General features: G+C 57.1%; 20 protein-coding genes and 1 pseudogene. 17 read left to right on the plus strand and 4 right to left on the minus strand.

Annotated features, from left to right (window positions below; all coding sequences use genetic code 11):
* Positions 1-54: 54 nt before the first annotated feature.
* Positions 55-1,236, plus strand: coding sequence for a formate-dependent phosphoribosylglycinamide formyltransferase (gene purT, locus AO242_RS03245; protein WP_099267645.1), 1,182 nt, complete (start codon positions 55-57; stop codon positions 1,234-1,236).
* 151 nt (positions 1,237-1,387) lie between these two features.
* On the opposite strand, the gene AO242_RS03250 is transcribed toward purT, so the two are convergent.
* From AO242_RS03250 to AO242_RS03260, 3 genes are all read right to left on the minus strand, one after another.
* Entirely contained in the window at positions 1,388-2,710 is a 1,323-nt protein-coding gene (locus AO242_RS03250) for an MFS transporter (RefSeq protein ID WP_099267646.1), read from the minus strand.
* A 314-nt stretch (positions 2,711-3,024) separates the two neighbouring features.
* Complete coding sequence (locus tag AO242_RS03255) at positions 3,025-4,260, minus strand: HlyC/CorC family transporter (RefSeq protein ID WP_099267647.1); 1,236 nt, start codon at positions 4,258-4,260, stop codon at positions 3,025-3,027.
* A 13-nt stretch (positions 4,261-4,273) separates the two neighbouring features.
* Complete coding sequence (locus AO242_RS03260; protein WP_099267648.1) at positions 4,274-5,086, minus strand: cytochrome C assembly family protein; 813 nt, start codon at positions 5,084-5,086, stop codon at positions 4,274-4,276.
* Between the two features lie 210 nt (positions 5,087-5,296).
* Here AO242_RS03260 and ffh point away from each other — a divergent pair, with 210 nt between their 5' ends.
* From ffh to AO242_RS03315, 11 genes and pseudogenes are all read left to right on the plus strand, one after another.
* The gene (ffh, locus tag AO242_RS03265) at positions 5,297-6,673 is read left to right on the plus strand and encodes a signal recognition particle protein (RefSeq protein ID WP_099267649.1); all 1,377 of its coding nucleotides are present in this window, start codon (positions 5,297-5,299) and stop codon (positions 6,671-6,673) included.
* Positions 6,674-6,921: 248 nt separating this feature from the next.
* Complete coding sequence (gene rpsP, locus AO242_RS03270; protein ID WP_027902602.1) at positions 6,922-7,179, plus strand: 30S ribosomal protein S16; 258 nt, start codon at positions 6,922-6,924, stop codon at positions 7,177-7,179.
* Positions 7,180-7,184: 5 nt separating this feature from the next.
* The gene (rimM, locus tag AO242_RS03275) at positions 7,185-7,721 is read left to right on the plus strand and encodes a ribosome maturation factor RimM (RefSeq protein ID WP_099267650.1); all 537 of its coding nucleotides are present in this window, start codon (positions 7,185-7,187) and stop codon (positions 7,719-7,721) included.
* A gap of 3 nt (positions 7,722-7,724) precedes the next feature.
* Positions 7,725-8,477 (plus strand): tRNA (guanosine(37)-N1)-methyltransferase TrmD, encoded by a 753-nt coding sequence (gene trmD / locus AO242_RS03280; RefSeq protein WP_027902604.1) that lies wholly within the window; start codon positions 7,725-7,727, stop codon positions 8,475-8,477.
* A 42-nt stretch (positions 8,478-8,519) separates the two neighbouring features.
* Complete coding sequence (rplS, locus tag AO242_RS03285) at positions 8,520-8,870, plus strand: 50S ribosomal protein L19 (protein ID WP_027902605.1); 351 nt, start codon at positions 8,520-8,522, stop codon at positions 8,868-8,870.
* A 111-nt stretch (positions 8,871-8,981) separates the two neighbouring features.
* On the plus strand, positions 8,982-9,878 hold the full coding sequence (xerD, locus tag AO242_RS03290; protein WP_027902606.1) for a site-specific tyrosine recombinase XerD: 897 nt from the start codon (positions 8,982-8,984) through the stop codon (positions 9,876-9,878).
* Between the two features lie 150 nt (positions 9,879-10,028).
* Complete coding sequence (locus AO242_RS03295; protein WP_099267651.1) at positions 10,029-10,769, plus strand: DsbC family protein; 741 nt, start codon at positions 10,029-10,031, stop codon at positions 10,767-10,769.
* 103 nt (positions 10,770-10,872) lie between these two features.
* Positions 10,873-12,177 carry a homoserine dehydrogenase gene (locus tag AO242_RS03300; protein ID WP_099267652.1) on the plus strand — a complete coding sequence of 435 codons (1,305 nt, stop codon included), beginning with the start codon at positions 10,873-10,875 and terminating at the stop codon, positions 12,175-12,177.
* Between the two features lie 106 nt (positions 12,178-12,283).
* On the plus strand, positions 12,284-13,693 hold the full coding sequence (gene thrC / locus AO242_RS03305) for a threonine synthase (protein WP_099267653.1): 1,410 nt from the start codon (positions 12,284-12,286) through the stop codon (positions 13,691-13,693).
* Between the two features lie 173 nt (positions 13,694-13,866).
* Positions 13,867-16,146, plus strand: a pseudogene (locus tag AO242_RS03310) (transporter substrate-binding domain-containing protein); the annotation flags it as partial.
* Between the two features lie 169 nt (positions 16,147-16,315).
* The gene (locus AO242_RS03315) at positions 16,316-16,612 is read left to right on the plus strand and encodes a DUF3509 domain-containing protein (RefSeq protein ID WP_027902610.1); all 297 of its coding nucleotides are present in this window, start codon (positions 16,316-16,318) and stop codon (positions 16,610-16,612) included.
* A gap of 171 nt (positions 16,613-16,783) precedes the next feature.
* On the opposite strand, the gene AO242_RS03320 is transcribed toward AO242_RS03315, so the two are convergent.
* Positions 16,784-17,674: a TIGR02285 family protein gene (locus AO242_RS03320; RefSeq protein ID WP_099267654.1), complete on the minus strand. Its 891-nt coding sequence runs from the start codon at positions 17,672-17,674 to the stop codon at positions 16,784-16,786.
* A 277-nt stretch (positions 17,675-17,951) separates the two neighbouring features.
* Here AO242_RS03320 and AO242_RS03325 point away from each other — a divergent pair, with 277 nt between their 5' ends.
* The 5 genes from AO242_RS03325 to AO242_RS03345 all read left to right on the plus strand — a co-directional run bounded on the left by AO242_RS03325 (position 17,952) and on the right by AO242_RS03345 (position 24,588).
* The gene (locus AO242_RS03325) at positions 17,952-18,494 is read left to right on the plus strand and encodes a YaeQ family protein (protein ID WP_027902612.1); all 543 of its coding nucleotides are present in this window, start codon (positions 17,952-17,954) and stop codon (positions 18,492-18,494) included.
* A gap of 174 nt (positions 18,495-18,668) precedes the next feature.
* Positions 18,669-20,384 carry a single-stranded-DNA-specific exonuclease RecJ gene (gene recJ / locus AO242_RS03330; protein ID WP_099267655.1) on the plus strand — a complete coding sequence of 572 codons (1,716 nt, stop codon included), beginning with the start codon at positions 18,669-18,671 and terminating at the stop codon, positions 20,382-20,384.
* A 101-nt stretch (positions 20,385-20,485) separates the two neighbouring features.
* A complete protein-coding gene (locus AO242_RS03335; RefSeq protein WP_099267656.1) occupies positions 20,486-21,592 on the plus strand; it encodes an NADH:flavin oxidoreductase/NADH oxidase in 1,107 nt (368 codons plus the stop codon).
* Positions 21,593-21,835: 243 nt separating this feature from the next.
* Positions 21,836-22,573, plus strand: coding sequence for a tellurite resistance TerB family protein (locus AO242_RS03340; RefSeq protein WP_099267657.1), 738 nt, complete (start codon positions 21,836-21,838; stop codon positions 22,571-22,573).
* 392 nt (positions 22,574-22,965) lie between these two features.
* Positions 22,966-24,588 (plus strand): methyl-accepting chemotaxis protein, encoded by a 1,623-nt coding sequence (locus tag AO242_RS03345; RefSeq protein ID WP_099267708.1) that lies wholly within the window; start codon positions 22,966-22,968, stop codon positions 24,586-24,588.
* Positions 24,589-24,595 lie beyond the last annotated feature (7 nt).

A 24,595-nucleotide genomic window follows, 5' to 3' on the forward strand; every position in this document is an offset into this window, starting at 1 on the left:
GTCGCTCGCACCTGACGCGGGCTGCCCTCGATATCTGCTCCACGAGGACCTGAGATGACTCAAATCGGAACTCCACTGTCGCCTGTCGCGACCCGCGTATTGCTCTGCGGTTGCGGTGAGCTGGGCAAGGAAGTCGTGATCGAACTGCAGCGCCTGGGCGTTGAAGTGATCGCTGTTGATCGTTATGCCAATGCGCCTGCCATGCAGGTTGCCCATCGCAGCCATGTGATCAACATGCTTGACGGTGCTGCGCTGCGTGCAGTGATCGAAGCCGAAAAACCGCACTACATCGTGCCGGAAATCGAGGCTATTGCTACCGCTACTCTGGTTGAGCTGGAAGCTGAAGGTTTCACGGTTATCCCGACGGCCCGCGCCACGCAATTGACCATGAACCGCGAAGGCATCCGTCGTCTGGCTGCTGAAGAGCTGGACCTGCCGACTTCGCCGTATCACTTCGCCGACACCTTTGAAGACTACAGCAAGGCAGTCCAGGACCTGGGCTTCCCGTGCGTGGTCAAGCCGGTGATGAGCTCGTCGGGCAAAGGCCAGAGTCTGTTACGCACTGCTGATGACGTGCAGAAAGCCTGGGATTACGCTCAGGAAGGCGGTCGTGCCGGTAAAGGTCGGGTGATCATTGAAGGATTCATCGACTTCGAATACGAAATCACTCTGCTGACCGTGCGCCACGCTGGCGGTACTACGTTCTGCGCGCCAGTGGGTCATCGCCAGGAAAAGGGCGACTATCAGGAATCCTGGCAGCCACAGGCAATGAGCCCGATTGCGTTGGCTGAGTCCGAGCGCGTTGCCAAGGCAGTCACCGAAGCTTTGGGTGGTCGCGGTCTGTTTGGTGTTGAGCTGTTCATCAAAGGTGATCAGGTCTGGTTCAGCGAAGTATCGCCGCGCCCTCATGACACAGGTCTGGTAACCCTGATTTCTCAGGACCTGTCGCAGTTTGCCTTGCACGCCCGCGCGATTCTGGGTTTACCAATCCCGCAAATTCGCCAGTTCGGGCCATCGGCTTCGGCGGTGATTCTTGTGGAGGGCCAGTCCACAAACACCACTTTCGCCAACCTCAATGAGGCATTGAGCGAGCCGGATACAGCACTGCGTCTGTTCGGCAAGCCTGAGGTCAACGGCCAGCGCCGGATGGGCGTTGCTCTGGCTCGAGACGAGTCCATCGAAGCGGCGCGCGCCAAGGCGACTCGTTCTTCGCGGGCTGTGAAAGTCCAGCTGTAACGCAGCCCAGCAGGAAATAGCGCGGTGTCACTGACACCGCGCTATCTCGAAGCAAGCATTGGACCTGTAGGAGCTGCCGAAGGCTGCGATGGCGGTTTGTCAGGATGAATGCTTCGCAGCCTTTGGCAGCTCCTACAGGATCAGATTTGAGCTAAACGATTTTATCCAGATCCGCCTCACGCGTTTCTTTCAGGCACAGCACGGCAATCACGCTGATCAACGCTGCTGCCGACACATACCCGCCCACCCAGCTCAGTCCGCCCATCGCCACCAGTTTCTGGGCGAAGAAGGGCGCTACCGATGCGCCGACGATGCCTCCCAGGTTGTAGGCTGCTGACGCGCCGGTGTAGCGTACACGGGTCGGAAACAACTCGGGTAACATTGCGCCCATGGGTGCGAAGGTCACGCCCATCAGGAATAGTTCGATACACAGAAACAGCGCCACCGCCCATGTCGTGCCGTGGGTCAGCAACGGCTCCATGGTGAAACCGGACAGGATCGCTAGCACGCCACCAATGATCAGCACCGGGCGACGTCCGAAGCGGTCACTGGCCCATGCCGCCAGCGGAGTCGCTGCTGCCATGAACAGTACTGCGAAGCACAGCAGGGCGAGGAAGGTCTCACGGCTATAGCCGAGGGTTGATACGCCGTAGCTCAGGGAAAACACCGTTGAGATGTAGAACAGCGCATAACAGACCACCATCGATGCGGCACCCAGCAATACCGGCGCCCAGTATTGGCTGAACAGCTCCACTATTGGCATCTTCACCCGCTCGTGGCGGGCGATGGCGTTGGTGAAGACCGGGGTTTCTTCCAGCTTCAGTCGCACGTAGAGCCCAACCATCACCAATGCCGCACTCAGCAGGAACGGGATTCTCCAGCCCCAGGAGCGAAACTGCTCGTCATCCAGCGTCATGGCCAGTGTCAGGAATAGCCCGTTCGCGGCGAGGAAGCCAATCGACGGGCCGAGTTGCGGGAACATGCCGAACCAGGCGCGTTTACCTTTTGGGGCGTTCTCCGTGGCAAGCAAGGCTGCGCCGCCCCATTCACCACCCAGTCCCAATCCCTGGCCGAAACGCAACACGCACAACAGAATCGGTGCCCAGGCACCTATCGTCGCGTAACCCGGCAGTACGCCGATCAGCGTGGTGCATACGCCCATCAGCAGCAACGAGGCGACCAGCGTCGACTTGCGTCCGATGCGATCACCGAAGTGTCCAAACAGCGCGGAGCCTAGCGGGCGGGCGAGGAAGGCGATGCCAAACGTCAGAAACGCGGACAGCATTTGTGCGGTGCCGGACGTTTGCGGGAAAAACACCGGGCCGATCACCAGCGCAGCGGCGGTGGCGTACACGTAGAAATCGTAGAACTCGATAGCGGTGCCAATGAAGCTGGCGGTGGCGACGCGTGTGGCAGAGTTGACCGGGCGAGCCGGTGCGCTCTCATTTTCATGGGTGGCAGAAGTCGTAGTCATGCGGGTCTTCCTGACAGTCATAGTGCCTGTCGGTGATCGCCAGAAACGACGATCCACGGCGGCACACATTAATTATTGTGGGTACAGCGCTGATCAGGTTAGCCCGGATAAGGGCAAGAGGCGTTGGTCATGCCGGGGGTAGGGCACGGCCAGGGAGATGCGCGAGACGTTCAGGCTGAATGACTGGCCGGATCACATGGGGTGCGGGTAGCACACGGATCGGCGGGCTGGGTAAGCGGCCCGATTATAGGAATCGAGCCGCCGGTATAACAAGAGGCTTCTGGCAAGGACGTCTGGCAAAAACGCCTGTTACGTTATCGAGCGGCGGGTTTCTGCCACATCATGACCCGTGCGACACGGTTGTCTTCGGTTTCGAGAATTTCCAGACGATACGGCCCGATCTTCAGGCAAACCGCGCTTTCTGGAATGGTTTCCAGCGCTTCGGTGACCAGACCATTGAGGGTCTTGGGTCCGTCGGACGGTAGATGCCAGCCCAGGCTCTTGTTCAAATCGCGAATTGACGCAGCACCGTCCACCACCAGACGACCGTCGGCCTGTGGATGAATGTGCGGGTTGTTCAGGGTTTGCTCGTTTTCGAATTCGCCGACGATTTCTTCAAGAATATCTTCGAGGCTGACGATGCCCAGCACTTCGCCGTATTCATCGACCACGACGCCCATGCGGCGCTGTTGCTTGTGGAAATTCAGCAGTTGCAATTGCAGCGGAGTGCTCTCCGGAACGAAGTACGGCTCATAGCATGCGGCGACGATCTGTTCTTTGGTCAAATCGCCCTTGGGCAGCAGATGACTGATCTGCCGGGTATTGAGTACGCCCTGAACCTGATTGATGTCGTTGTGGTAGACCGGCAGCCGGGTGTGGCGCGAAATGATCAGGCGCTCGACGATCTGTTCGATGCTGTCGTCGAGATTGACGCCATCCACTTCACTGCGCGGTACCAGAATGTCATTGACCGTGATGCTGTCCAGTGCATGAATGCCTGACAGCACGGGCGAGCGGCCGGGATGGTGCTCATTTACGCCGTCATGATGCGCGTGCGGGCGCTCGCCATCCTCATCGCCTGCAATGGCCTGCTTATTGCGCGTGCCGAAGGGACGCAGCAGCGTCCTGGCTATGGAGTTGAACAGCCAGGCCAGCGGCCAGAGGATGATCATCGGAATACGCAGCAAGCTGTTGGCCATGTGCACGATGGCTTGCGGATGACGCGCCGCCAACCTGCGCGGGATGAGTTCGGCGAAGATCAGCGTGATGCTGGTGACAATGATCCAGGCCAGTGTCGGGCCGTTGTAAAACCAGTAGTTCACCGACAGTAAGGTGACGATTACGGTGATCAACACTTTGATAAGCGTGTTGGCGAGGATCAGGCTCCCCAGCTCGAATTTAAGCTCTGGCCAACTGGACGTGGGCAGGCGGTCGCCGTTGCGCAGCACTTTGAGGTGATGGTGGGCAGTTTCAATGGCCGTGAAAAGGGCTGCCCAGAGAATCAACAGGACCACGACACCGAGCATCGGCGCGATTGGCAAATTATCCATAATCAGCGAACCGTCAGATGTGCAGAATGAATTCGCGGACCAGCTTGCTGCCGAAATAGGCCAGCATCAGCAGGCAGAAGCCGCCCAGGGTCCAGCGGATAGCCTTGTGTCCACGCCAGCCGAGACGGTTACGACCCCACAGCAGTACGCTGAACACGACCCAGGCCAGGCACGCCAGCAGGGTTTTGTGCACCAGATGCTGCGCGAACAGGTTCTCGACGAACAGCCAGCCGGAAATCAGAGACAGCGAAAGCAGCGACCAGCCGGCCCAGAGGAAACCAAACAGCAGGCTTTCCATGGTTTGCAGTGGCGGGAAATTCTTGATCAACCCGGAAGGGTGCTTGTGTTTGAGTTGATGATCCTGCACCAGCAGCAGTAACGCCTGCACCACAGCAATGGTGAACATGCCGTAAGCGAGGATCGACAGCAGGATGTGGCTGAGGATGCCCGGTTCTTCAACGATGGGTTGCACGGTGCCGACTGGCGCGAACTGCGCGAGCAACACGGTAACCATCCCCAGCGGGAATAAAAGCACGAGCAGGTTTTCAACCGGAATGCGCACGGTCGCCAGCAGCGTGAGGGCAATCACCGCCACGGCAATCAGGCTGGCGGCGCTGAAAAAGTCCAGGCCAAGTCCGATGGGGCGGATCAACTGGGAAAAAAGTCCGAAGGCATGAGCAACAACGGCCAGCGTACCGAGCAGGCAAAGCAGCCGTTTGTCGGCGCGTTTCGCCTGGCTGAGGCGGATGCCTTGATAGATTGTCGCAGCGGCATAAAGGCAGGCGGCGGCGAGGCTGGGTAGCAGGCTGGGTGGCAAAGGGAACATAAATCCTGATGGACGGGCCTCTAAAGGCGCTGAGTTTGGCATACAACCGCCATTTCACGAAAGACCACAGATGCAGACTCCATGGTGTCCGTGCCGCAGAGTCTTCGCTATAATCCGCGACCTGCTCAAGCCGCAGGCTCGCCGAGCGCCATTTTATAACGGGCCGGGCCGCATCAACCGGGGTTCGCCAAGAGCCTGAAAGGATCGCGCATGTTTGAAAATCTGACAGACCGTCTCTCGCAGACGCTGCGCCATGTAACTGGCAAGGCCAAGCTGACCGAGGACAACATCAAAGACACCTTGCGCGAAGTGCGTATGGCTTTGCTTGAGGCCGACGTTGCCTTGCCGGTCGTCAAAGACTTCGTCAACAAGGTCAAGGAGCGCGCTGTCGGCACCGAAGTGTCCCGCAGCCTGACGCCGGGCCAGGCTTTTGTGAAGATCGTTCAGGCCGAGCTGGAAGACATGATGGGGGCGGCCAACGAAGAGCTGACCCTTAATGTCACGCCGCCTGCCGTGATTCTGATGGCAGGTCTGCAGGGTGCGGGTAAGACCACTACTGCAGGCAAGCTGGCCAAATTCCTTAAAGAGCGCAAGAAGAAGACCGTCATGGTTGTGTCTGCCGACGTATATCGTCCTGCAGCCATCAAGCAGCTTGAAACGCTGGCGGCCGACATCGGCGTTACTTTCTTCCCGTCCGACATCAGCCAGAAGCCGGTAGACATCGCTGAAGCGGCAATAAAGGAAGCGAAGCTCAAGTTCATTGACGTCGTCATTCTCGATACCGCGGGTCGCCTGCACATCGACGCGGAAATGATGGGCGAGATCCAGGCGCTGCACGCAGCGGTCAAACCTGCCGAGACGCTATTCGTCGTAGACGCCATGACCGGTCAGGATGCTGCGAACACTGCCAAGGCGTTCGGTGATGCTCTGCCGTTGACTGGCGTGATCCTGACCAAAGTCGACGGTGATGCCCGAGGCGGTGCGGCATTGTCCGTGCGTGCTATCACCGGCAAGCCGATCAAGTTCATCGGTATGGGCGAGAAGAGCGATGCGCTCGAGCCGTTCCACCCGGACCGTATTGCGTCGCGAATCCTGGGCATGGGCGACGTGCTCAGCCTGATCGAGCAGGCCGAACAGACCCTCGACAAGGACAAGGCCGACAAACTGGCCAAAAAGCTGAAGAAAGGTAAGGGCTTCGATCTCGAAGACTTCCGCGATCAGCTACAACAGATGAAAAACATGGGCGGCCTTGGCGGGCTCATGGACAAGCTGCCGAGTATCGGCGGCGTCAATCTGTCGCAAATGGGCAATGCCCAGGGCGTGGCAGAGAAGCAGTTCAAGCAGATGGAAGCCATCATCAACTCGATGACCCCTGCAGAGCGTCGCGATCCCGAGCTGATCAGTGGTTCGCGCAAGCGCCGCATCGCTATGGGGTCGGGCACCCAGGTGCAGGACATCGGGCGTCTGATCAAGCAGCACAAGCAGATGCAGAAGATGATGAAGAAGTTCTCCGCCAAAGGCGGAATGGCCAAAATGATGCGCGGCATGGGCGGAATGTTGCCCGGCGGCGGCATGCCAAAAATGTGATGTATCGCGCGCAGGAAGCTCTGCGCGCATTCCACATGGGGGCTCGCCCCTACGTAAATTCCCGCTTTGCGGGTCTACACCAGCCGTCGGAAGCGACGGCTCCCTGGCAAATCTGGATGACACAAGAGCATGTGTCAGAAAAAGACATTTGCAAAAGTCCGGATATTCCTTAGAATATGCGGCCTTTCGGGCACCTATGCCCGCTGTGCATCTTAGATTTGCAGCACCGACTACAGGAACGATGTTCAATGCTAACCATTCGTCTTGCTCTGGGCGGCTCCAAAAAGCGCCCGTTTTACCACCTGACTGTTACCGATAGCCGCAATGCGCGCGACGGTTCGCACAAGGAACAAATTGGCTTCTTCAACCCGGTTGCCCGTGGTCAGGAAGTTCGTTTGTCCGTGAACGAAGAGCGCGTTAACTACTGGCTGAGCGTGGGTGCACAAACATCCGAGCGCGTTGCCCAGTTGCTGAAAGAACACGCCAAGACCAAGGTCGCGGCCTGAGCAATATGAGCGCGGCGCCTACGATTGCCGACGACTTGATCGTCATTGGCAAGATTTATTCGGTACATGGCGTTCGCGGCGAAGTGAAGGTCTTTTCCTTTACTGATCCGATTGGAAACCTGTTGGATTACAAAACCTGGACGCTTCGGCGCGAAGGCAGCGTTAAACAGGTAGAGCTGGTCAGCGGACGCTTGCAAAACAAGTTCCTGGTCGCAAAGCTCAAAGGTCTCGATGACCGTGAAGAAGCTCGTCTTCTGGCCGGTTTTGAAATCTGTGTGCCGCGCAACCTGTTCCCTGATCTCACCGATGGCGAGTACTACTGGTACCAGCTGGAGGGTCTCAAGGTTATCGACCATCAAGGGCAATTGCTCGGGAAGATCGATCATCTGCTGGAGACAGGCTCGAACGATGTAATGGTGGTCAAGCCCTGCGCTGGCAGCCTGGATGATCGCGAACGTTTGTTGCCCTATACGGAGCAATGCGTGTTGGCAGTTGATCTGGAAGCTGGCGAGATGAAGGTGGAATGGGATTCGGACTTCTAAGCAATGGCTAGCCTGCGCATAGAAGTGATCAGTCTGTTTCCCGAGATGTTTTCCGCCATCAGCGAATACGGCATTACCAGCCGTGCGGTGAAACAAGGGCTGTTACAGCTGACTTGTTGGAATCCGCGGGACTACACCACGGATCGACATCACACTGTTGACGATCGCCCATTTGGCGGTGGTCCGGGCATGGTGATGAAGATCAAGCCCCTTGAAGATGCTCTGGTTCAGGCCAGGCAAGCGGCAGGGGATGCGGCGAAGGTGATTTACCTGTCGCCACAAGGCCGCCAACTGAATCAGTCTGCGGTACGCGAACTGGCGCAGGGGGAAGCGATTATCCTCATCGCCGGTCGTTATGAAGGCATTGACGAGCGTTTTATTGATGCTCATGTCGATGAAGAGTGGTCGATTGGTGACTATGTACTGTCTGGCGGCGAGCTGCCGGCAATGGTGCTGATCGATGCGGTTACGCGGCTGCTGCCTGGAGCTTTAGGGCATGCGGACTCTGCGGAGGAAGATTCCTTCACTGATGGTCTGCTGGATTGCCCGCATTACACCCGACCGGAGGTGTATGCGGATCAGCGTGTTCCCGACGTGTTGCTAAGTGGCAATCACGCGCACATCCGGCGTTGGCGTTTACAGCAGTCCCTCGGGCGGACCTATGAACGACGCGCCGATCTTCTGGAAAGCCGCTCGCTTTCTGGAGAAGAGAAGAAGCTGCTCGCGGAATACATCCGCGAACGGGACGATAGTTAACGTATCGATGGTAGATCGGACGATTTACCTTAGGAGCACAGCATGACTAACAAAATCATCCTTGCACTCGAAGCAGAGCAGATGACCAAAGAGATCCCTACCTTTGCCCCGGGCGACACTGTTGTCGTTCAGGTGAAAGTGAAGGAAGGCGACCGCGCTCGTCTGCAGGCGTTCGAAGGCGTAGTAATTGCCAAGCGTAACCGTGGCGTGAACAGTGCTTTCACTGTTCGTAAAATCTCCAACGGTGTTGGCGTTGAGCGTACTTTCCAGACCTACAGCCCGCAAATCGACAGCCTGGCTGTGAAGCGTCGCGGTGACGTTCGCAAAGCCAAACTGTACTACCTGCGTGACCTGTCCGGTAAAGCAGCTCGCATCAAGGAAAAACTGTCCTGAGTACAGTTTTTCGATGCAAGAAAAAAGCAGCCTAAGGGCTGCTTTTTTGCGTCTGGGGTTTTATTGTCCTCAGTCTGTAACTTATGTAGCACTGCTCAAGCGCGAATACCCATGTCTGCTATCGATGACCCTCTGATCGACCGGTTTCTTGATGCCCTTTGGCTGGAGAAGGGGCTCTCGGACAATACGCGTGATGCCTATCGCAGTGATCTTGCCTTGTTCAACGGCTGGTTGCAGGAGCAAGGCCTGGAATTGATCAATGTTGGACGCTCGGCGATTCTTGATCATCTGGCCTGGCGAGTGGATAAGGCCTACAAGCCTCGCTCCACGGCACGGTTTCTTTCAGGTGCCCGTGGCTTCTACCGTTACCTGCTGAGAGAAAAACTGATACAGGTCGATCCCACGCTGCAGGTGGACATGCCTCAGCTTGGCAGGCCATTGCCCAAGTCATTGTCGGAAGCAGACGTTGATGCGTTACTGGCTGCACCTGACCTGAGCGAAGCTATCGGCCAGCGGGACAAAGCCATGCTCGAGGTGCTCTATGCCTGCGGCTTGCGAGTTACCGAGCTGATCAGTCTGACCCTGGAACAGGTCAATCTCCGTCAGGGTGTATTGAGGGTGATGGGCAAGGGCAGCAAGGAGCGTCTGGTCCCCATGGGCGAAGAGGCTATTGTCTGGATCGAACGCTACATGCGCGGGGCGCGCGATGAATTGCTGGCGGGGCGTCCCAGTGATGTGTTGTTTCCCAGTCAGCGGGGCGAGCAGATGACCCGCCAGACCTTTTGGCACCGGATCAAACATCAGGCCATGGTTGCAGGTATCAGCAAGTCGCTGTCGCCTCATACATTGCGGCATGCTTTCGCAACCCACTTGCTCAACCATGGCGCTGACTTGCGCGTGGTGCAGATGTTGTTGGGGCACAGTGATCTGTCCACGACACAAATATATACCCATGTTGCCCGCGCCCGATTACAGGACATGCACGCCAAACATCACCCGCGCGGCTGAAAGGTCAGGGCGGTATCTTTTGCAGGCCGTCTGTGTCGGTCCGGGTAAGGTTTACGGCCCTTATGTGGTAGTCTTTGCCGGTTTCGCAGATTGAAGCTGACGGGCGCTTTTTTTGCCCAAGCCAGTCTGCCCACCGCCCGAGGAGTTTTCATGCGCGTGACCACGATTATCGCCGCCGCAGCCGTTGCGTTGGCCAGTACGTTCAGTATGTTTGCCCAGGCGGATGCTCCCGCCGATCAAGCCATTCGCAAGACCCTTGATTCGCTTAAACTCGAGCTGCCGGTAGAAAGCATCGGCGCCAGCCCGCTAAGCGGTCTGTACGAAGTCAAACTCAAGGGCGGCCGCGTGCTGTATGCCAGCGCTGATGGCCAGTTCGTGATGCAGGGTTATCTGTTTCAGATCCAGGACGGCAAGCCGGTTAACCTGACCGAGAAAACCGAGCGCCTTGCTATCGCCAAGACCATCAATGGTATTCCGACCGCCGAGATGGTGGTGTACCCGGCCATTGGCGAAACCAAATCGCACATCACTGTTTTCACCGACACCACTTGCCCGTATTGCCACAAGCTGCACGCCGAAGTGCCGCAGTTGAACAAAATGGGCATCGAAGTTCGTTACGTCGCTTTCCCACGCCAGGGGCTGGGCTCGCCGGGCGACGAACAACTGCAGGCTGTCTGGTGTTCCAAGGATCGCAAGGCTGCCATGGATCGCATGGTCGATGGCAAGAACATCGAGGCGCCCAAGTGCGCCAACCCTGTCACCAAACAATTTGAAGTGGGCCAATCGATCGGTGTGAACGGCACACCGGCCATCGTTTTGGCTGACGGCCAGTTGATTCCGGGTTACCAACCCGCTGCACAAGTGGCCAAACTGGCGCTCGGCGCCAAATAAGTCAGCGCGTCCCATGACCGTTGAGTAAATAGAGAGCCGTGTGTGATGCACGGCTGTTTTCCACGGTCGGTTCCGAGCCGGCCGTTTTTACGGGGAGTTCATAGTGAATCCGGTCAAAGTAGGCATCTGTGGGCTAGGTACCGTCGGTGGCGGTACCTTCAACGTACTTAAGCGTAACGCCGAGGAAATTGCCCGCCGTGCGGGTCGTGGAATCGAAGTGGCACAAATTGCCCTGCGTACGCCAAACCCCAACTGCCAGATTACCGGTACACCGACCACCAGCGACGTCTTCGCGGTGGCAACCAACCCTGAAATCGATATCGTCATTGAGCTGATCGGCGGCTATACCGTAGCCCGCGATCTGGTTCTCAAGGCCATTGAAAACGGCAAGCACGTAGTCACTGCCAACAAAGCGCTGATTGCCGTGCACGGTAACGAAATTTTCGCCAAGGCGCGTGAGAAGGGCGTGATCGTAGCGTTTGAAGCTGCGGTTGCCGGCGGTATCCCGGTCATCAAGGCAATTCGTGAAGGTCTGTCGGCCAACCGCATCAACTGGGTTGCCGGGATCATCAACGGCACAGGTAACTTCATCCTGACCGAAATGCGCGAAAAAGGCCGTACCTTCCCTGACGTTCTGGCTGAAGCTCAGGCGCTGGGTTATGCCGAAGCCGACCCGACGTTCGATGTCGAAGGTATTGATGCTGCACACAAGCTGACCATTCTGGCGTCCATTGCCTTTGGTATCCCGCTGCAGTTCGACAAGGCCTACACCGAAGGCATTACCAAACTGACCACTGCTGACGTGAATTACGCCGAAGCGCTGGGTTATCGCATCAAGCATCTGGGCGTCGCGCGCAGTACAGCTGCCGGTATCGAACTGCGGGTACACCCGACGTTGATTCCTGCTGATCGACTGATCGCCAACGTTAACGGCGTGATGAACGCGGTCATGGTCAATGGCGACGCTGCGGGCTCGACGCTGTTCTACGGCGCGGGTGCTGGTATGGAGCCTACCGCTTCGTCGGTGGTTGCCGATCTGGTCGACGTGGTGCGTGCGATGACGTCCGATCCGGAAAATCGCGTGCCGCATCTGGCGTTCCAGCCCGACTCGCTGTCTGCTCATCCGATTCTGCCGATTGAAGCCTGCGAAAGCGCGTACTACCTGCGCATTCAGGCCAAGGATCATCCGGGCGTGCTGGCTCAGGTGGCAAGCATTCTGTCGGAGCGCGGGATTAACATTGAGTCGATCATGCAGAAGGAAGTCGAAGAACATGACGGCCTGGTGCCGATGATTCTGTTGACCCATCGTGTGGTGGAACAGCGCATGAATGACGCCATTGAGGCCCTGGAAGCCTTGCAGGACGTGGTTGGCCCGGTAGTCCGGATCCGCGTCGAACATCTCAATTAAACACAGCGGCAAGGTACAAGCTACAAGCGGCAAGTGAAAGCGGACTGCTTTTGATTTGCAGCTTGCAGCTTGAAACTTGAAGCTCAAACCGAAGGTTTGAAATCTTATGCGCTACATCAGTACTCGCGGCCAGGCGCCGGCCCTGAATTTCGAAGACGTGTTGCTGACTGGTCTGGCCAGCGACGGCGGCTTGTACGTGCCGGAAAACCTGCCTCGCTTTACCCAGGAGGAAATCGCTTCCTGGGCTGGGCTGCCTTATCACGAACTGGCCTTCCGGGTGATGCGCCCGTTTGTGGCCGGCAGCATTCCGGATGCGGATTTCAAAAAAATCCTTGAAGAAACCTACGCCGTATTTGCCCACAGCTCGGTTGCGCCATTGCGTCAGTTGAATGGCAATGAGTGGGTTCTGGAACTGTTCCACGGGCCGACCCTGGCCTTCAAGGACTTCGCATTGCAATTGCTGGGTCGTCTGCTGGATTACGTGCTGGCCAAGCGTGGCGAGCGTGTAGTGATCATCGGTGCAACCTCCGGCGACACCGGTTCTGCAGCCATTGAAGGCTGCCGCAAGTGCGATAACGTCGATATCTTCATCCTGCATCCGCACAACCGGGTATCGGATGTTCAGCGTCGGCAGATGACGACGATCTTTGGTGACAACATTCACAACATCGCTGTGGAAGGCAACTTCGACGATTGCCAGGAAATGGTCAAGAACAGCTTTGCTGATCAGAGTTTCCTCAAGGGCACACGTCTGGTCGCGGTCAACTCGATCAACTGGGCGCGGATCATGGCTCAGATCGTCTACTACTTTCACGCTTCGCTGCAGCTTGGCGGCCCGGCGCGTTCGGTATCGTTCTCGGTACCTACCGGCAACTTCGGTGATATTTTCGCCGGTTACCTTGCTCGCAACATGGGGCTGCCGATCAATCAGTTGATCGTCGCCACCAACCGCAACGACATTCTGCACCGCTTCATGAGCGGCAATCAGTATGTAAAAGAGACCTTGTACGCGACCCTGTCGCCATCGATGGACATCATGGTCTCGTCGAACTTCGAGCGTCTGCTGTTCGATATGCATGGTCGTAACGGTGCCACGCTCGCCGGTCTGATGGACAGCTTCAAACAAGGCGGTGGTTTCAGCGTCGACGAAGAACGCTGGACCGAAACCCGCAAGCTGTTTGACTCCCTGGCTGTCAGCGACGCTGAAACCTGCGAGACCATTGCGGATGTTTTTGCGAAGACCGGCGAGGTGCTGGACCCACATACCGCGATCGGTGTGAAGGCCGCTCGGGCCTGCCGTCGCAGCCTGGATACGCCGATGGTGATCCTTGGCACGGCACATCCGGTCAAATTCCCGGAAGCAGTGGAGAAAGCGGGTGTAGGAAAAGCGCTAGAGCTACCTGCACATTTGTCTGATTTGTTCGAGCGGGACGAACGCTGCACGGTTTTGCCTAATGACCTGAAAGCCATACAGGCCTTCGTTAGCCAGCATGGCAACCGGGGTAAACCGCTCTAACGGTATATCCGTGTAACAACTTAAGGCCCGCCCCCCAGCGGGCCTTCTCATTTCTGCATGCCACACTTCGGGAGTTTTAGACACTTACGGATGAGTTAGTCGCTGTGAAAATTGCAAGCAAAGCGGGCGTCTTCGAGGGCAAGAACCTCGCTCCCATAAAAAGCACACTGGGTGTGCTGTCACTATTACTGGCTGTGTTTTTCATTCAGCCAAGCCATGCTGAACGGAGTCTTTCGTTCAGCCTTGTCGCGCCGTTCATAGCTCTGGAGCCTCTGGAATTATCTGCCTCGGATCGTGAATGGCTTGATGACCGACCCGCGTTACGCGTCGGGGTTGTTACGGTCGATTATGAGCCTGTGGATATCACCAGCGATCGCAACCGGTATCAAGGCATCAGTGCCGATTATCTGAGTCTGGTCGGCAGCAAGCTGAATGTGCGAATGCAGGTGCGCGGCTTCCCGAGGCCGGAAGGGGCAATCAATGCCCTGCGAGAGGGAACCATCGACATTATTGCCACTGCCAATAACTTTGAGCGCGGTTATAACGACTTGCGTTTATCTGCTGGCTATATGGCTGATCGCTCTGTCGTGGTCGGTCGTAACGTCGGGCGAGAACTGACCGAGGAGCTCAAAGGTGCCAAAGTGGTGGTTCTGGACGGCTATCAGGATCTGCTGGCCGTAAGAGCCGCTTACCCTCAAAGTGAAATCATCATTGCCCCGAGTCTGTTCAGCGCCATGGAAGCTGTGAGTCATGGAGAAGCCGACGCCTTCATAGGAAGCGACGTTATTGTCCGCTCCTATATGGCATTGCGGCCGTATATGGGATTGCAGGTTCACTTCAACAGCCTGTTACCTCAGGACAGCTTTTCATTTGCCGTGCACTCGGACCAGTCGCAGTTACTGTCCCTGATCGACACTGCGCTGGCTAGTCTGGGGTCTTCGATTACCCGGGAGATACTGGGACGCTGGACTCTGGGGCTGGGCGCTAACGCCAGCAGTCAGCGAATCGCGCTAAGTCGTGCAGAAAGACGCTGGATCGGCAGGCACCCGGTGGTCACAGTTGCTTCTCAGCAGCATCCACCGTACGTCTACCGGGACAAGAATGGGCAGTGGGTCGGACTTAATGTCGATATATTGAATCGAATATCGCGCATCACCGGTCTGCGGTTCAGGCATGAAGAAGCCTCGAATATTGAGCAGACTTTCAACCTCCTGCGTAGCGGTCAGGCCCAGATGAACACGACGCTTGCAGAGAATGCAGAGCGTCGGGAGATGCTCGATTTCAGCTATTCATTTGGCGGTAACAGCTGGGTATTTGTATTGCGCGCGGGAGAGGCTTCTCTGCATTCACTGCGAGACCTGGCCGGGCGCACTCTGGCGTTGCCTGCCAGACATGCTCTGGAAGGCATCATAAGGCGCGAGCATCCGCGTATAGATTTAATCCTTACGGCCAACTATGAAGAAGCTCGCCAACTGGTCGCTTCCGGGGGGGCTGTGGCGACTATTCAGAACGAGGCAGGAGCTTATCTGGATCCGCGAGGCGTGCTGAAAGTTGGTCGCAGTGTGGAGGGATGGTGGTCGCCTGACCGAATGTCTGTCATCAAGTCTCAGCCAGAGCTGCTCAGTATTCTCAATAAGGCGCTGGAAGAGTTTCCGGTCAGCGAAATGCGCGCCATCCGCACAAAGTGGATGGCGTCTGCTGTGCAGCAAACCAGTCTGTTAAGTTGGATTCCCGGCTGGGTCTATTGGGGACTCAGTATCGCCCTATCGCTGGGGCTGGTTTCGCTGATCTGGAATAGCCGTCTCAAGGCTCAGATCCATCAGCGTCTCAAGGCCGAAGAGGCACTCAATGACCAATTGGTCTTCAAGCACGCGCTGTTTGATGGAATACCCAACCCGGTCTATGTCAGGGACCTGAAAGGGCGATTGATTTCCTGTAATCGAAGTTATGAAGAGAATCTGGGCATCAGCTTCGAGCAGATGAATGGTCGGCGCTTGATTGACGTGGAGCTGATACCTAAAGAGACAGCGGAGCAATTGCACGGGGATTACATCAAACTGCTGGAAACGCGCCAGCCCATTTTCGCTGACCGCAGTATGCAACTGGGGGATAAACAGATTGATGCCTTGCACTGGACGGTGCCTTTCTATCGCGCTGATGGCGAGGTTCAGGGATTGCTGGGTGGCTGGATCGACATCAGCGAACGCAAACGACTGGAAACGCAACTGTATGAAGCCAAGGAACAAGCGGGCGCAGTCAATGATGCCAAAAAACTTTTCATGAAGGATGTCGGTCATGAGATGCGCAGAAATCTGGAAGTGATTGTCGGCTTTTTGGAGTTGGAGCTAGAGGAGGCTCTGCATAAGGGGCAGACGCCGTCCAGCTCGGTGGAAGTGGCTCTTGTTTCAGCCCGGTCGGTTCTCGACATGATCGACGTTAGCGACGAGGCGGCGTGATGCGCAATCACTCGATATCGTGCTCAGTACCGGTCGATGGTTTTTTCTCTGTCATGTTCGGCAGGCATGCTCGAACGGTGACATCGTTAAACCATCGAAACTTTCCAGCGATGCCGATGGTCATTGATAAGCACCTTTGCATTCAAATTGTTGAGTGGTGATCCGGATGGAAAATATCAGCTTACTGCTAAGTGAAGCGCTGGCACCTTACCAGGCCGACCTTGGGCCTGTTGGACCATTGGGTGAGCGCCTGGTGTCTATCAAGGATGCAGCCGGTGCAGTAGTAATCGAGCGCACATTCACCGCAGCGCATCTGTGTGACAAACGCCAGCTGACGGATGTAGTTGATGGTTTGCGTCGTGATTTGATGGTGGCCGAAGGGCGCATCGAGCCTTGCGTGATTGCGGCAATGCGCAACGCAGCCTTGGGTCGTCCGTTCATCCCGGCGCCGGGCTTTGTTTGAAGTGATCTGGAACCTTACGGTCCATTAGTGCTCTGACTCTTTACGGCAGGTTCAGACACTGTGCTCCGGTGGCTCAACCTGTTCGTACTGGTCCCGAATGGACCACGGTTTACCCCGAGTAGTCTCCCCGCTGCTCGGGGTTTCTTTTTTTCAAGCCTGCGCAATTCCGTTTTACATGCCCGGCTTCTCGAAAAACGTTTTGGCGTCTTCCAGATATTCCTCGCGTTTTGAGGGCGGTAGCCACTGCGCATAGAATCCCACCAGCTTCGTCTCGCGCAGTATCCGCATCTCGCGATTGATGATCTCCATGGCTTGCCGACCCTGCACTGTGTTCGAGCAGCCTATATGCGTGAACTGGTATTTGGGAGCGCCTTTGACCGGCAAGAAGACCAGATCCTGTTCGGGTATTCCTTGCTGGCGTGCTTGATACAGCGCTTCCGGCCAATAGCTGATCAGACCTTGCAAGCGTCCCAGTCGCTCCATTTGCAATAAACTGCCAACGGCATCGCCGCCGTAATGCATGCTCAATTCGTCGTCCGCAACCTTGCTCAGAATCTGATCAATGACCAGTCCATAGCTGCGCTCGGCAACCACGCCTATCTTCACGATCTTGCTTTTCAGCACGGCATCCAGATCGACCACGCCGCGATCCACATACGGAGTGAACTGGGCCATGTCCTGCTGGCGCACAATCAAACCGTTGCTGAATGCCGCAAAAGTCGGGATCGAAAATACAATGCTTTTGGCCCGTTCCTGCGTCCACAGTAAGGTGGGGTCGCACGCAAACACGCCCTCCTTGAGCATTTGCATCCCGCGTGCACGGTTCACGCGCATCAGCAGATGGTCATATTCAGGCATCCGGGCGATGAGTAAAGGCATCAGTCTGTCGACAGCGCCTTTTCCTTCATCAGGGCCGGAAAAAATCGTCGAAGGAGGCAAGTCCCTTAGCAGCCATATCAGCGTGTCCTTTGCATGGCTGAAGCGTGGCAGAGCCATGAGACTCAGCAGGGCGAGGCAGATGACCAGTGTCGGTCTGGCGGGATGCGAGTTGCGATAAGGCATCGCGGATGTCGTCCCCGGGAAATGGCTGGAGTATAGGCGTCAGATGACGCGCAGGAGAATAGACGCTCCAGGTCGAGCGTGCCGCGCAGTATCACTCATAACCCGTCGCCAGGAATATCGGGCTTTGCCTGACCCCCCTTAAGGGTATTTGTCACTGTGCAAACCGCTCCGGATCATCAACCACTGCAGACATCACAGCCAATCGGCTGGAGCAGGTCGTTCAATGGGGCTGCTTCGGGTAGACTTGCCGCCTTTCCCCGTATCTAGAAGCCCGTTCATGGCCCAGCCGTCCACGACATACAAATTCGAACTCAACCTTACCGATCTTGATCGTGGGGTTTACGAAACCGTCAAACAGACCATTGCCCGTCACCCTTCGGAAACCGAGGAGCGTATGACCGTGCGCCTGCTGGCTTATGCCTTCTGGTACAACGAGCAGCTGTCTTTTGGTCGTGGCCTTTCGGATGTGGATGAGCCTGCGCTGTGGGAAAAAAGTCTTGATGACCGCGTCCTGCACTGGATCGAAGTTGGCCAGCCTGACTCTGATCGCCTGACATGGTGTTCGCGCCGTACCGAACGTACCAGTCTGCTGGCCTATGGCAGCCTGCGCGTGTGGGAAGGGAAGGTTATTCCGGCTATCAAGAACCTGAAAAACGTCAACGTCGCCGCTGTTCCGCAAGAAGTGCTCGAGGTGCTGGCCAAGGACATGCCGCGGGTCATCAAGTGGGATGTGATGATCAGCGAAGGGACCATATTCGTCACGGATGATCGTGGTCAGCATGAAGTCCAGCTGCAATGGCTTACCGGCGAGCGCGGCTGAGGTCCTCCAGGTCTCGACGCCTCCTGTAGGAGCGCACGAGCACCGCGAGGCCGCGATAGCGGTTTATCAGACAGACCGCCATCGCTGCCTCGCGGTGTTCGTGAGTTCCTGCAGAAAAGCATTTAAATTCAGTTAGTCAGTTATTTAACGTCTGGTCGGAATCAAAAAAACCGCATGCGCATCGAACCTCGTCTCCTGCCGCAAACCCTGCCTTTTCTCGGCGATCTGCCGCCGCTGCTGACCCGGCTGTATGCCGCGCGGGGCGTGCTGTCAGAAGCCGAACTCGACAAGAGCCTGGCGCGGTTGATTCCTTATCAGCAACTCAAGGGGATCGATGCGGCGGTAGACTTGTTGGTCACGGCGCTGAACGAGCGGCAGCGCATCCTTATCGTTGGCGATTTTGATGCTGATGGCGCTACAGCAAGCACAGTAGGCGTGTTGGGGCTGAGGCTGCTGGGTGCCGCGCATGTTGATTATCTGGTGCCCAATCGCTTCGAGTACGGTTACGGCCTGACCCCGGAAATTGTCGCAGTGGCGCTGGAGCGCGAGCCTCAACTGCTGATGACTGTCGATAACGGCATCTCCAGCGTTGAAGGTGTCGCCGCGGCGAAAGCGGCAGGCCTGCAGGTGCTGGTCACCGATCACCACTTGCCAGGCCACGAACTGCCTGCGGCCGACGCTATCGTCAATCCCAATCAGCCAGGCTGCACGTTCCCAAGCAAGGCCCTGGCTGGCGTCGGGGTTATTTTCTATGTGTTGATGGCGTTGCGTGCGCGGCTGCGAGACAGTGGCTGGTTCGAGGCTAATCAGCGCGCACAACCCAACCTGGGCGAATTGCTGGATCTGGTCGCTTTGGGCAGCGTCGCCGACGTGGTGCCGCTGGATACCAATAATCGCATTCTGGTGCATCAGGGCTTGCTGCGTATACGCGCAGGCCGAGCGCGCCCAGGCCTCAAAGCGATTCTCGAAGTTGCACGTCGCGACCACAAACGCATTACCTCTACCGATCTGGGGTTTATTCTCGGGCCGCGACTGAACGCGGCGGGGCGTCTGGACGACATGAGTCTGGGTATCGAATGCCTGCTTTGCGAAGACGAAACCCTGGCCCGTGAAATGGCCGTGCAACTGGATGAGCTGAATCAGGACCGAAAATCCATTGAGCAAGGCATGCAGCGTGAGGCGCTGGCCCAGCTCAAGGACTTGCCGCTGGAGTCGATGCCGTTCGGTCTTTGCCTGTTCGAACCGGACTGGCATCAAGGCGTGATTGGCATCCTCGCGTCGCGCATGAAAGAGCGTTACCACCGTCCGACCATCGCCTTCGCCAGTGCTGGTGAGGGTATGCTCAAGGGGTCGGCTCGCTCAGTACCCGGTTTCCACATTCGTGACGCTTTGGACGCCGTGGCTGCACAGCATCCCGAACTGATCAGCAAGTTTGGCGGCCACGCAATGGCGGCGGGATTGTCATTGCCGGAGGAGAACTTCCCGGCGTTCGCCGAAGCTTTCGATGTAGAAGTGCGGCGCCAGTTGAATGAAGAGGACCTGACCGGCCGTCTGTTGTCTGACGGCGCGTTGGCGGTTGAAGAGTTTCACCTGGAGCTGGCGCGCGCACTGCGCAACGCAGGTCCGTGGGGTCAGCACTTCCCCGAACCGTTGTTTCACGGTGTCTTCCAATTGGTAGAGCAGCGGGTGGTAGGTGAGCGTCATCTGAAGATGGTGCTCAAGAGTGAGTGCGGCAGCGTGAAACTCGATGCCATCGCGTTTGGCGTTGATCGTGATGTCTGGCCGAACCCCAATATCCGTTGGGTCGAGCTGGCCTACAAACTGGACCTCAACGAGTTTCGCGGCAATGAAACCGTCCAGCTCATGGTCGCGCACATCGCGCCACGCTAGCGCACATAGCAGGAACCCTCAAAGCTATTGGGTTGTCGACTAGGCTTCAGGCACGTTTTTTATCACGTGCCCTGCTGCCTATTACAGCCTGAGAGGTTCCCATGAGCTTGTTGTTAGAACCCTACACCTTACGCCAGCTAACCCTGCGCAACCGCATCGCGGTATCCCCGATGTGTCAGTACTCAGCGGTCGATGGCCTGACAAACGACTGGCATCTGGTTCACCTTGGCAGCCGAGCAGTGGGCGGTGCCGGCCTTGTCTTTACCGAGGCCGTTGCGGTCACCAAAGATGGCAGAATCACGCCTGAAGACCTTGGCCTGTGGAACGATGAGCAGATCGAAGGCTTGCAGCGAATCACCCGCTTCATCAACGCTCAAGGTGTTGTTGCAGGCATTCAGCTTGCTCACGCCGGGCGCAAGGCCAGCACCTGGCGGCCGTGGTTGGGCAAGTCGGGCAGCATCAAAGCCGAAGAGGGCGGCTGGACGCCTTGGGGGCCATCGCCGATTGCTTTCGATCCCAAGCATACCGCTCCGGTGCAATTGAGCGAGGCGCAGATTCAGGACGTCATTCAGGCATTCGTGGCCTCTGCAAAGCGGGCGCTGACGGCCGGTTTCAAGGTGGTTGAAGTGCATGCCGCCCACGGCTATCTGTTGCACCAGTTCCTGTCGCCGCTCAGCAATCAGCGTCAGGATAAATACGGCGGCTCATTTGAAAACCGTATTCGCCTGACGCTGGAGGTGACTCAAGCGGTCCGTGCCGTGTGGCCTGAAGAGTTGCCTTTGTTTGTGCGGGTCTCCGCCACTGATTGGGTGGAAGATGGCTGGAACCCCGATGAAACCGTTGAACTGGCGCGCCGCTTGAAGGGTTTGGGTGTTGACCTGATTGACGTGTCGTCGGGCGGCACTTCAGCCAATGCTGAAATTCCGGTGGGGCCGGGGTATCAGACGCGCTTCGCCGAACGGGTTCGCAAGGAGTCGGACATGGCGACGGGCACCGTAGGCATGATCACTGAACCGGCTCAGGCCGAACATATCCTGCGCACTGGGCAGGCCGATATCATCCTGCTCGCCCGCGAACTGTTGCGTGATCCCTACTGGCCGCTGCATGCCGACGATGACCTCGGCGGCCGCAAGGCAACCTGGCCTGCGCAGTATCAACGGGCGACCCATCGCGATCAGCCGATTCATGAGTCTGATTTGCGGGATTAGTGTCTGACTCCACCCTTGACCTCGTAGGACCGGCTTCAGCCGGGAGGGCGGTATTTCTGCCGAAAGAGATTGAGGGAGAATCCTGACGTCCTCCCGGCTAAAGCCGGTCCTACGGATTCATGGCACGCCTGACATGCGTGGGGTTTTGCAACATCTGGAAGCACACCGGCTCTCCAGCCTCGACACACTTCGTTTTACTCTGCCGTGTACCCAATCGAATGAAAAAGTCTGTGGAGGCTTTCCATGAACACGCGTGGCTTACTCGACCAACTTCTTAAATCCGGCCAGGAGATGCTGCAGAACAAGGCCGGTGGTGCCGGGCATCAACAAGGCGGCAAGAAATCCTCTGCCGCGGGTGGCCTGGGTGGTTTGCTGGGCGGTGCTGGCGGCGGTGGTCTGAGCAGTCTGTTGTCTGGGGCGGGCGGTGGTGCCCTGGCTTCCGGTGCCATGGGTTTGCTGATGGGCAGCAAGGGCGCGCGCAAAGTCGGCGGCAAAGTGCTGACATATGGTGGCCTGGCTGCCTTGGGCGTTATTGCCTACAAGGCATATGGCAACTGGCAGGCCAAGCAGGGTCTCGCTGCTCAAGGTGAGCCACAGACCATTGATCGTCTGCCACCGGAGCAAGTTGAGGAGCACAGTCAGGCGATCCTTCGCGCGCTGGTTGCTGCGGCAAAATCTGACGGTCACGTGGATGAGCGCGAGCGTGAGTTGATCGAAGGTGAATTTACCAAGCTGACGGGTGATCAGGAATTGCAGCAATGGCTGCACGCTGAACTGAACAAGCCTCTGGACCCGGTTGAAGTCGCCCGCGCCGCGAAGACGCCGGAGATGGCTGCAGAAATGTATATCGCCAGTGTGATGCTGGTGGATGAAGAGCAATTCATGGAGCGTGTTTATCTGGACGAACTGGCCCGTCAGCTCAAGCTGGCACCTGCGTTGAAGGCTGAACTGGAGATACAGGTGCGTCAGGCTCAGGTTTAACAGCCAGTCGGTTGTGCTTGCTCGCAGCAAATGACAACGCGGTATGCCTTTCAGCTGCGTCTCATGTATCGCGGGCAAGCCTCGCTCCCACAGGTCCTACGGGTTGCGATCAATCTTCGGGTTTGTGAGGAGGCATAGAATCTCCCACAGTTCCTGCGTCAAGCTGGCCCAACCACCCATCTGCAACACCCCATCGAACACCTGCATTCATTCGAATACCCAAGGCCTGTAAGAAAATTCTAGGGGTCTTGTGGGAATATGCCTAATTTATCTCTGAAACAACCCCCTTAGTTCGTCAGAGCCTGGGCTATACTCAGGCCGCGTTGGGCCGTTAGTCGGTCCGCTTCTTGAACCCGGCGTGAAGTCCGGTGTTGAACTCTTGAGGGATGACCGTGAAGAACTGGACCTTACGCCAACGGATCTTGGCGAGTTTCGCCGTAATTATCGCCATCATGCTCATGATGGTTATCGTATCTTTTTCCCGCCTCCTGTCTATTCAGTCCAGTGAAGAAGAAGTTCGCCTTGATGCACTTCCAGGTGTGTATTACAGCACCCTGCTGCGCAGCGCCTGGGGTGAAAGCTACATTCGCACTCTCGAGCTGATCGGTGAAGGGGAAGGACGTGAGTTGACCGGCCCGGAAAAAGACCAGTTCAAGGATTTCGAGGCGCGTCTTCAGCAGCAGGTCGACAACTATAAACAAACCATTTTTGATGATAACGACCGCGCCAATTTCACTGACTTCGAGCGCCAGCGCGAGACGTACACGCGCCTGCTCAATGACGTGCACACCAGTTTCCAGCGCGGCGACTATATAAAAGCCAAGACCGAGTTTTATGATCAGACCAGGCCAGTATGGTCGGCGGGTCGTAAGCAACTTAACGACATCATCGTCATCAACAAAAAAGTAGCTGATGACGCTACCGACCGAATTGTCGTGGCTGTTACCGGCGCAAAAATCAGCATGGGGCTTTCTCTGCTCATCGCGATCATTGCCGCCACCTCTTGCGGTTTTTTGCTGATGCGCTCGATCATGTCGCCGATGCAGCGCATCGTCAGCATCCTGGAAACCATGCGCACGGGCGATTTGAGTAAACGACTCAATCTGGATCGCAAAGACGAATTCGGTGCAGTGGAAACCGGCTTCAACGACATGATGACCGAGTTGACCGGGCTGGTTTCCCAGGCTCAACGCTCTTCGGTACAGGTCACAACCTCCGTCACCGAGATCGCTGCAACCTCCCGGCAGCAGCAAGCCACGGCGACCGAGACCGCAGCGACGACCACCGAGATCGGCGCGACTTCCCGGGAAATTGCTGCCACATCCCGTGATCTGGTTCGCACCATGACCGAAGTGACCAGTGCTGCTGATCAGGCTTCGATCCTCGCCGGCTCCGGCCAGCAGGGCTTGGCCCGGATGGAAGACACCATGCATCAGGTAATGGGCGCAGCGGATCTGGTCAACGCCAAACTGGCGATCCTCAATGAGAAGGCCGGCAACATCAATCAGGTGGTAGTGACTATCGTCAAGGTTGCTGACCAGACCAACCTGCTGTCGCTCAATGCTGCCATCGAAGCTGAGAAAGCCGGTGAGTATGGCCGTGGTTTTGCGGTGGTTGCGACAGAAGTACGCCGTCTGGCTGACCAGACTGCGGTGGCGACTTATGACATCGAGCAGATGGTCCGTGAGATCCAGTCGGCGGTGTCTGCCGGTGTGATGGGCATGGACAAGTTCTCCGAGGAAGTGCGCCGCGGCATGTTCGAAGTCACCCAGGTCGGCGAACAGTTGACGCAGATTATTCATCAGGTGCAGGCGTTGGCGCCTCGGGTGTTGATGGTCAACGAAGGCATGCAGGCTCAGGCCACCGGCGCCGAGCAGATCAATCAGGCGCTCGTGCAGTTGGGCGATGCCAGTAGCCAGACTGTGGAGTCCTTGCGTCAGGCCAGTTTTGCCATTGATGAGTTGAGTCAGGTGGCGGTCGGTTTGCGTAGCGGCGTTTCGCGTTTCAAAGTCTGAGTACTGA

Source organism: Pseudomonas sp. ICMP 561 (genome assembly GCF_002699985.1).
Taxonomy (GTDB): Bacteria; Pseudomonadota; Gammaproteobacteria; order Pseudomonadales; family Pseudomonadaceae; genus Aquipseudomonas; species Aquipseudomonas quasicaspiana.

Bases quoted from the DNA above. Each gene is read 5' to 3' on its own strand.
- AO242_RS03325 (WP_027902612.1), top strand. From the start codon at position 17,952: ATGGCCCAGCCGTCCACGACATACAAATTCGAACTCAACCTTACCGAT.
- purT (WP_099267645.1), top strand. From the start codon at position 55: ATGACTCAAATCGGAACTCCACTGTCGCCTGTCGCGACCCGCGTATTG.
- rpsP (WP_027902602.1), top strand. From the start codon at position 6,922: ATGCTAACCATTCGTCTTGCTCTGGGCGGCTCCAAAAAGCGCCCGTTT.
- rimM (WP_099267650.1), top strand. From the start codon at position 7,185: ATGAGCGCGGCGCCTACGATTGCCGACGACTTGATCGTCATTGGCAAG.
- AO242_RS03335 (WP_099267656.1), top strand. From the start codon at position 20,486: ATGAGCTTGTTGTTAGAACCCTACACCTTACGCCAGCTAACCCTGCGC.
- rplS (WP_027902605.1), top strand. From the start codon at position 8,520: ATGACTAACAAAATCATCCTTGCACTCGAAGCAGAGCAGATGACCAAA.
- trmD (WP_027902604.1), top strand. From the start codon at position 7,725: ATGGCTAGCCTGCGCATAGAAGTGATCAGTCTGTTTCCCGAGATGTTT.
- AO242_RS03260 (WP_099267648.1), bottom strand. From the start codon at position 5,086: ATGTTCCCTTTGCCACCCAGCCTGCTACCCAGCCTCGCCGCCGCCTGC.
- recJ (WP_099267655.1), top strand. From the start codon at position 18,669: ATGCGCATCGAACCTCGTCTCCTGCCGCAAACCCTGCCTTTTCTCGGC.
- AO242_RS03315 (WP_027902610.1), top strand. From the start codon at position 16,316: ATGGAAAATATCAGCTTACTGCTAAGTGAAGCGCTGGCACCTTACCAG.
- ffh (WP_099267649.1), top strand. From the start codon at position 5,297: ATGTTTGAAAATCTGACAGACCGTCTCTCGCAGACGCTGCGCCATGTA.
- AO242_RS03340 (WP_099267657.1), top strand. From the start codon at position 21,836: ATGAACACGCGTGGCTTACTCGACCAACTTCTTAAATCCGGCCAGGAG.
- AO242_RS03295 (WP_099267651.1), top strand. From the start codon at position 10,029: ATGCGCGTGACCACGATTATCGCCGCCGCAGCCGTTGCGTTGGCCAGT.
- AO242_RS03320 (WP_099267654.1), bottom strand. From the start codon at position 17,674: ATGCCTTATCGCAACTCGCATCCCGCCAGACCGACACTGGTCATCTGC.
- AO242_RS03250 (WP_099267646.1), bottom strand. From the start codon at position 2,710: ATGACTACGACTTCTGCCACCCATGAAAATGAGAGCGCACCGGCTCGC.
- AO242_RS03255 (WP_099267647.1), bottom strand. From the start codon at position 4,260: ATGGATAATTTGCCAATCGCGCCGATGCTCGGTGTCGTGGTCCTGTTG.
- xerD (WP_027902606.1), top strand. From the start codon at position 8,982: ATGTCTGCTATCGATGACCCTCTGATCGACCGGTTTCTTGATGCCCTT.
- thrC (WP_099267653.1), top strand. From the start codon at position 12,284: ATGCGCTACATCAGTACTCGCGGCCAGGCGCCGGCCCTGAATTTCGAA.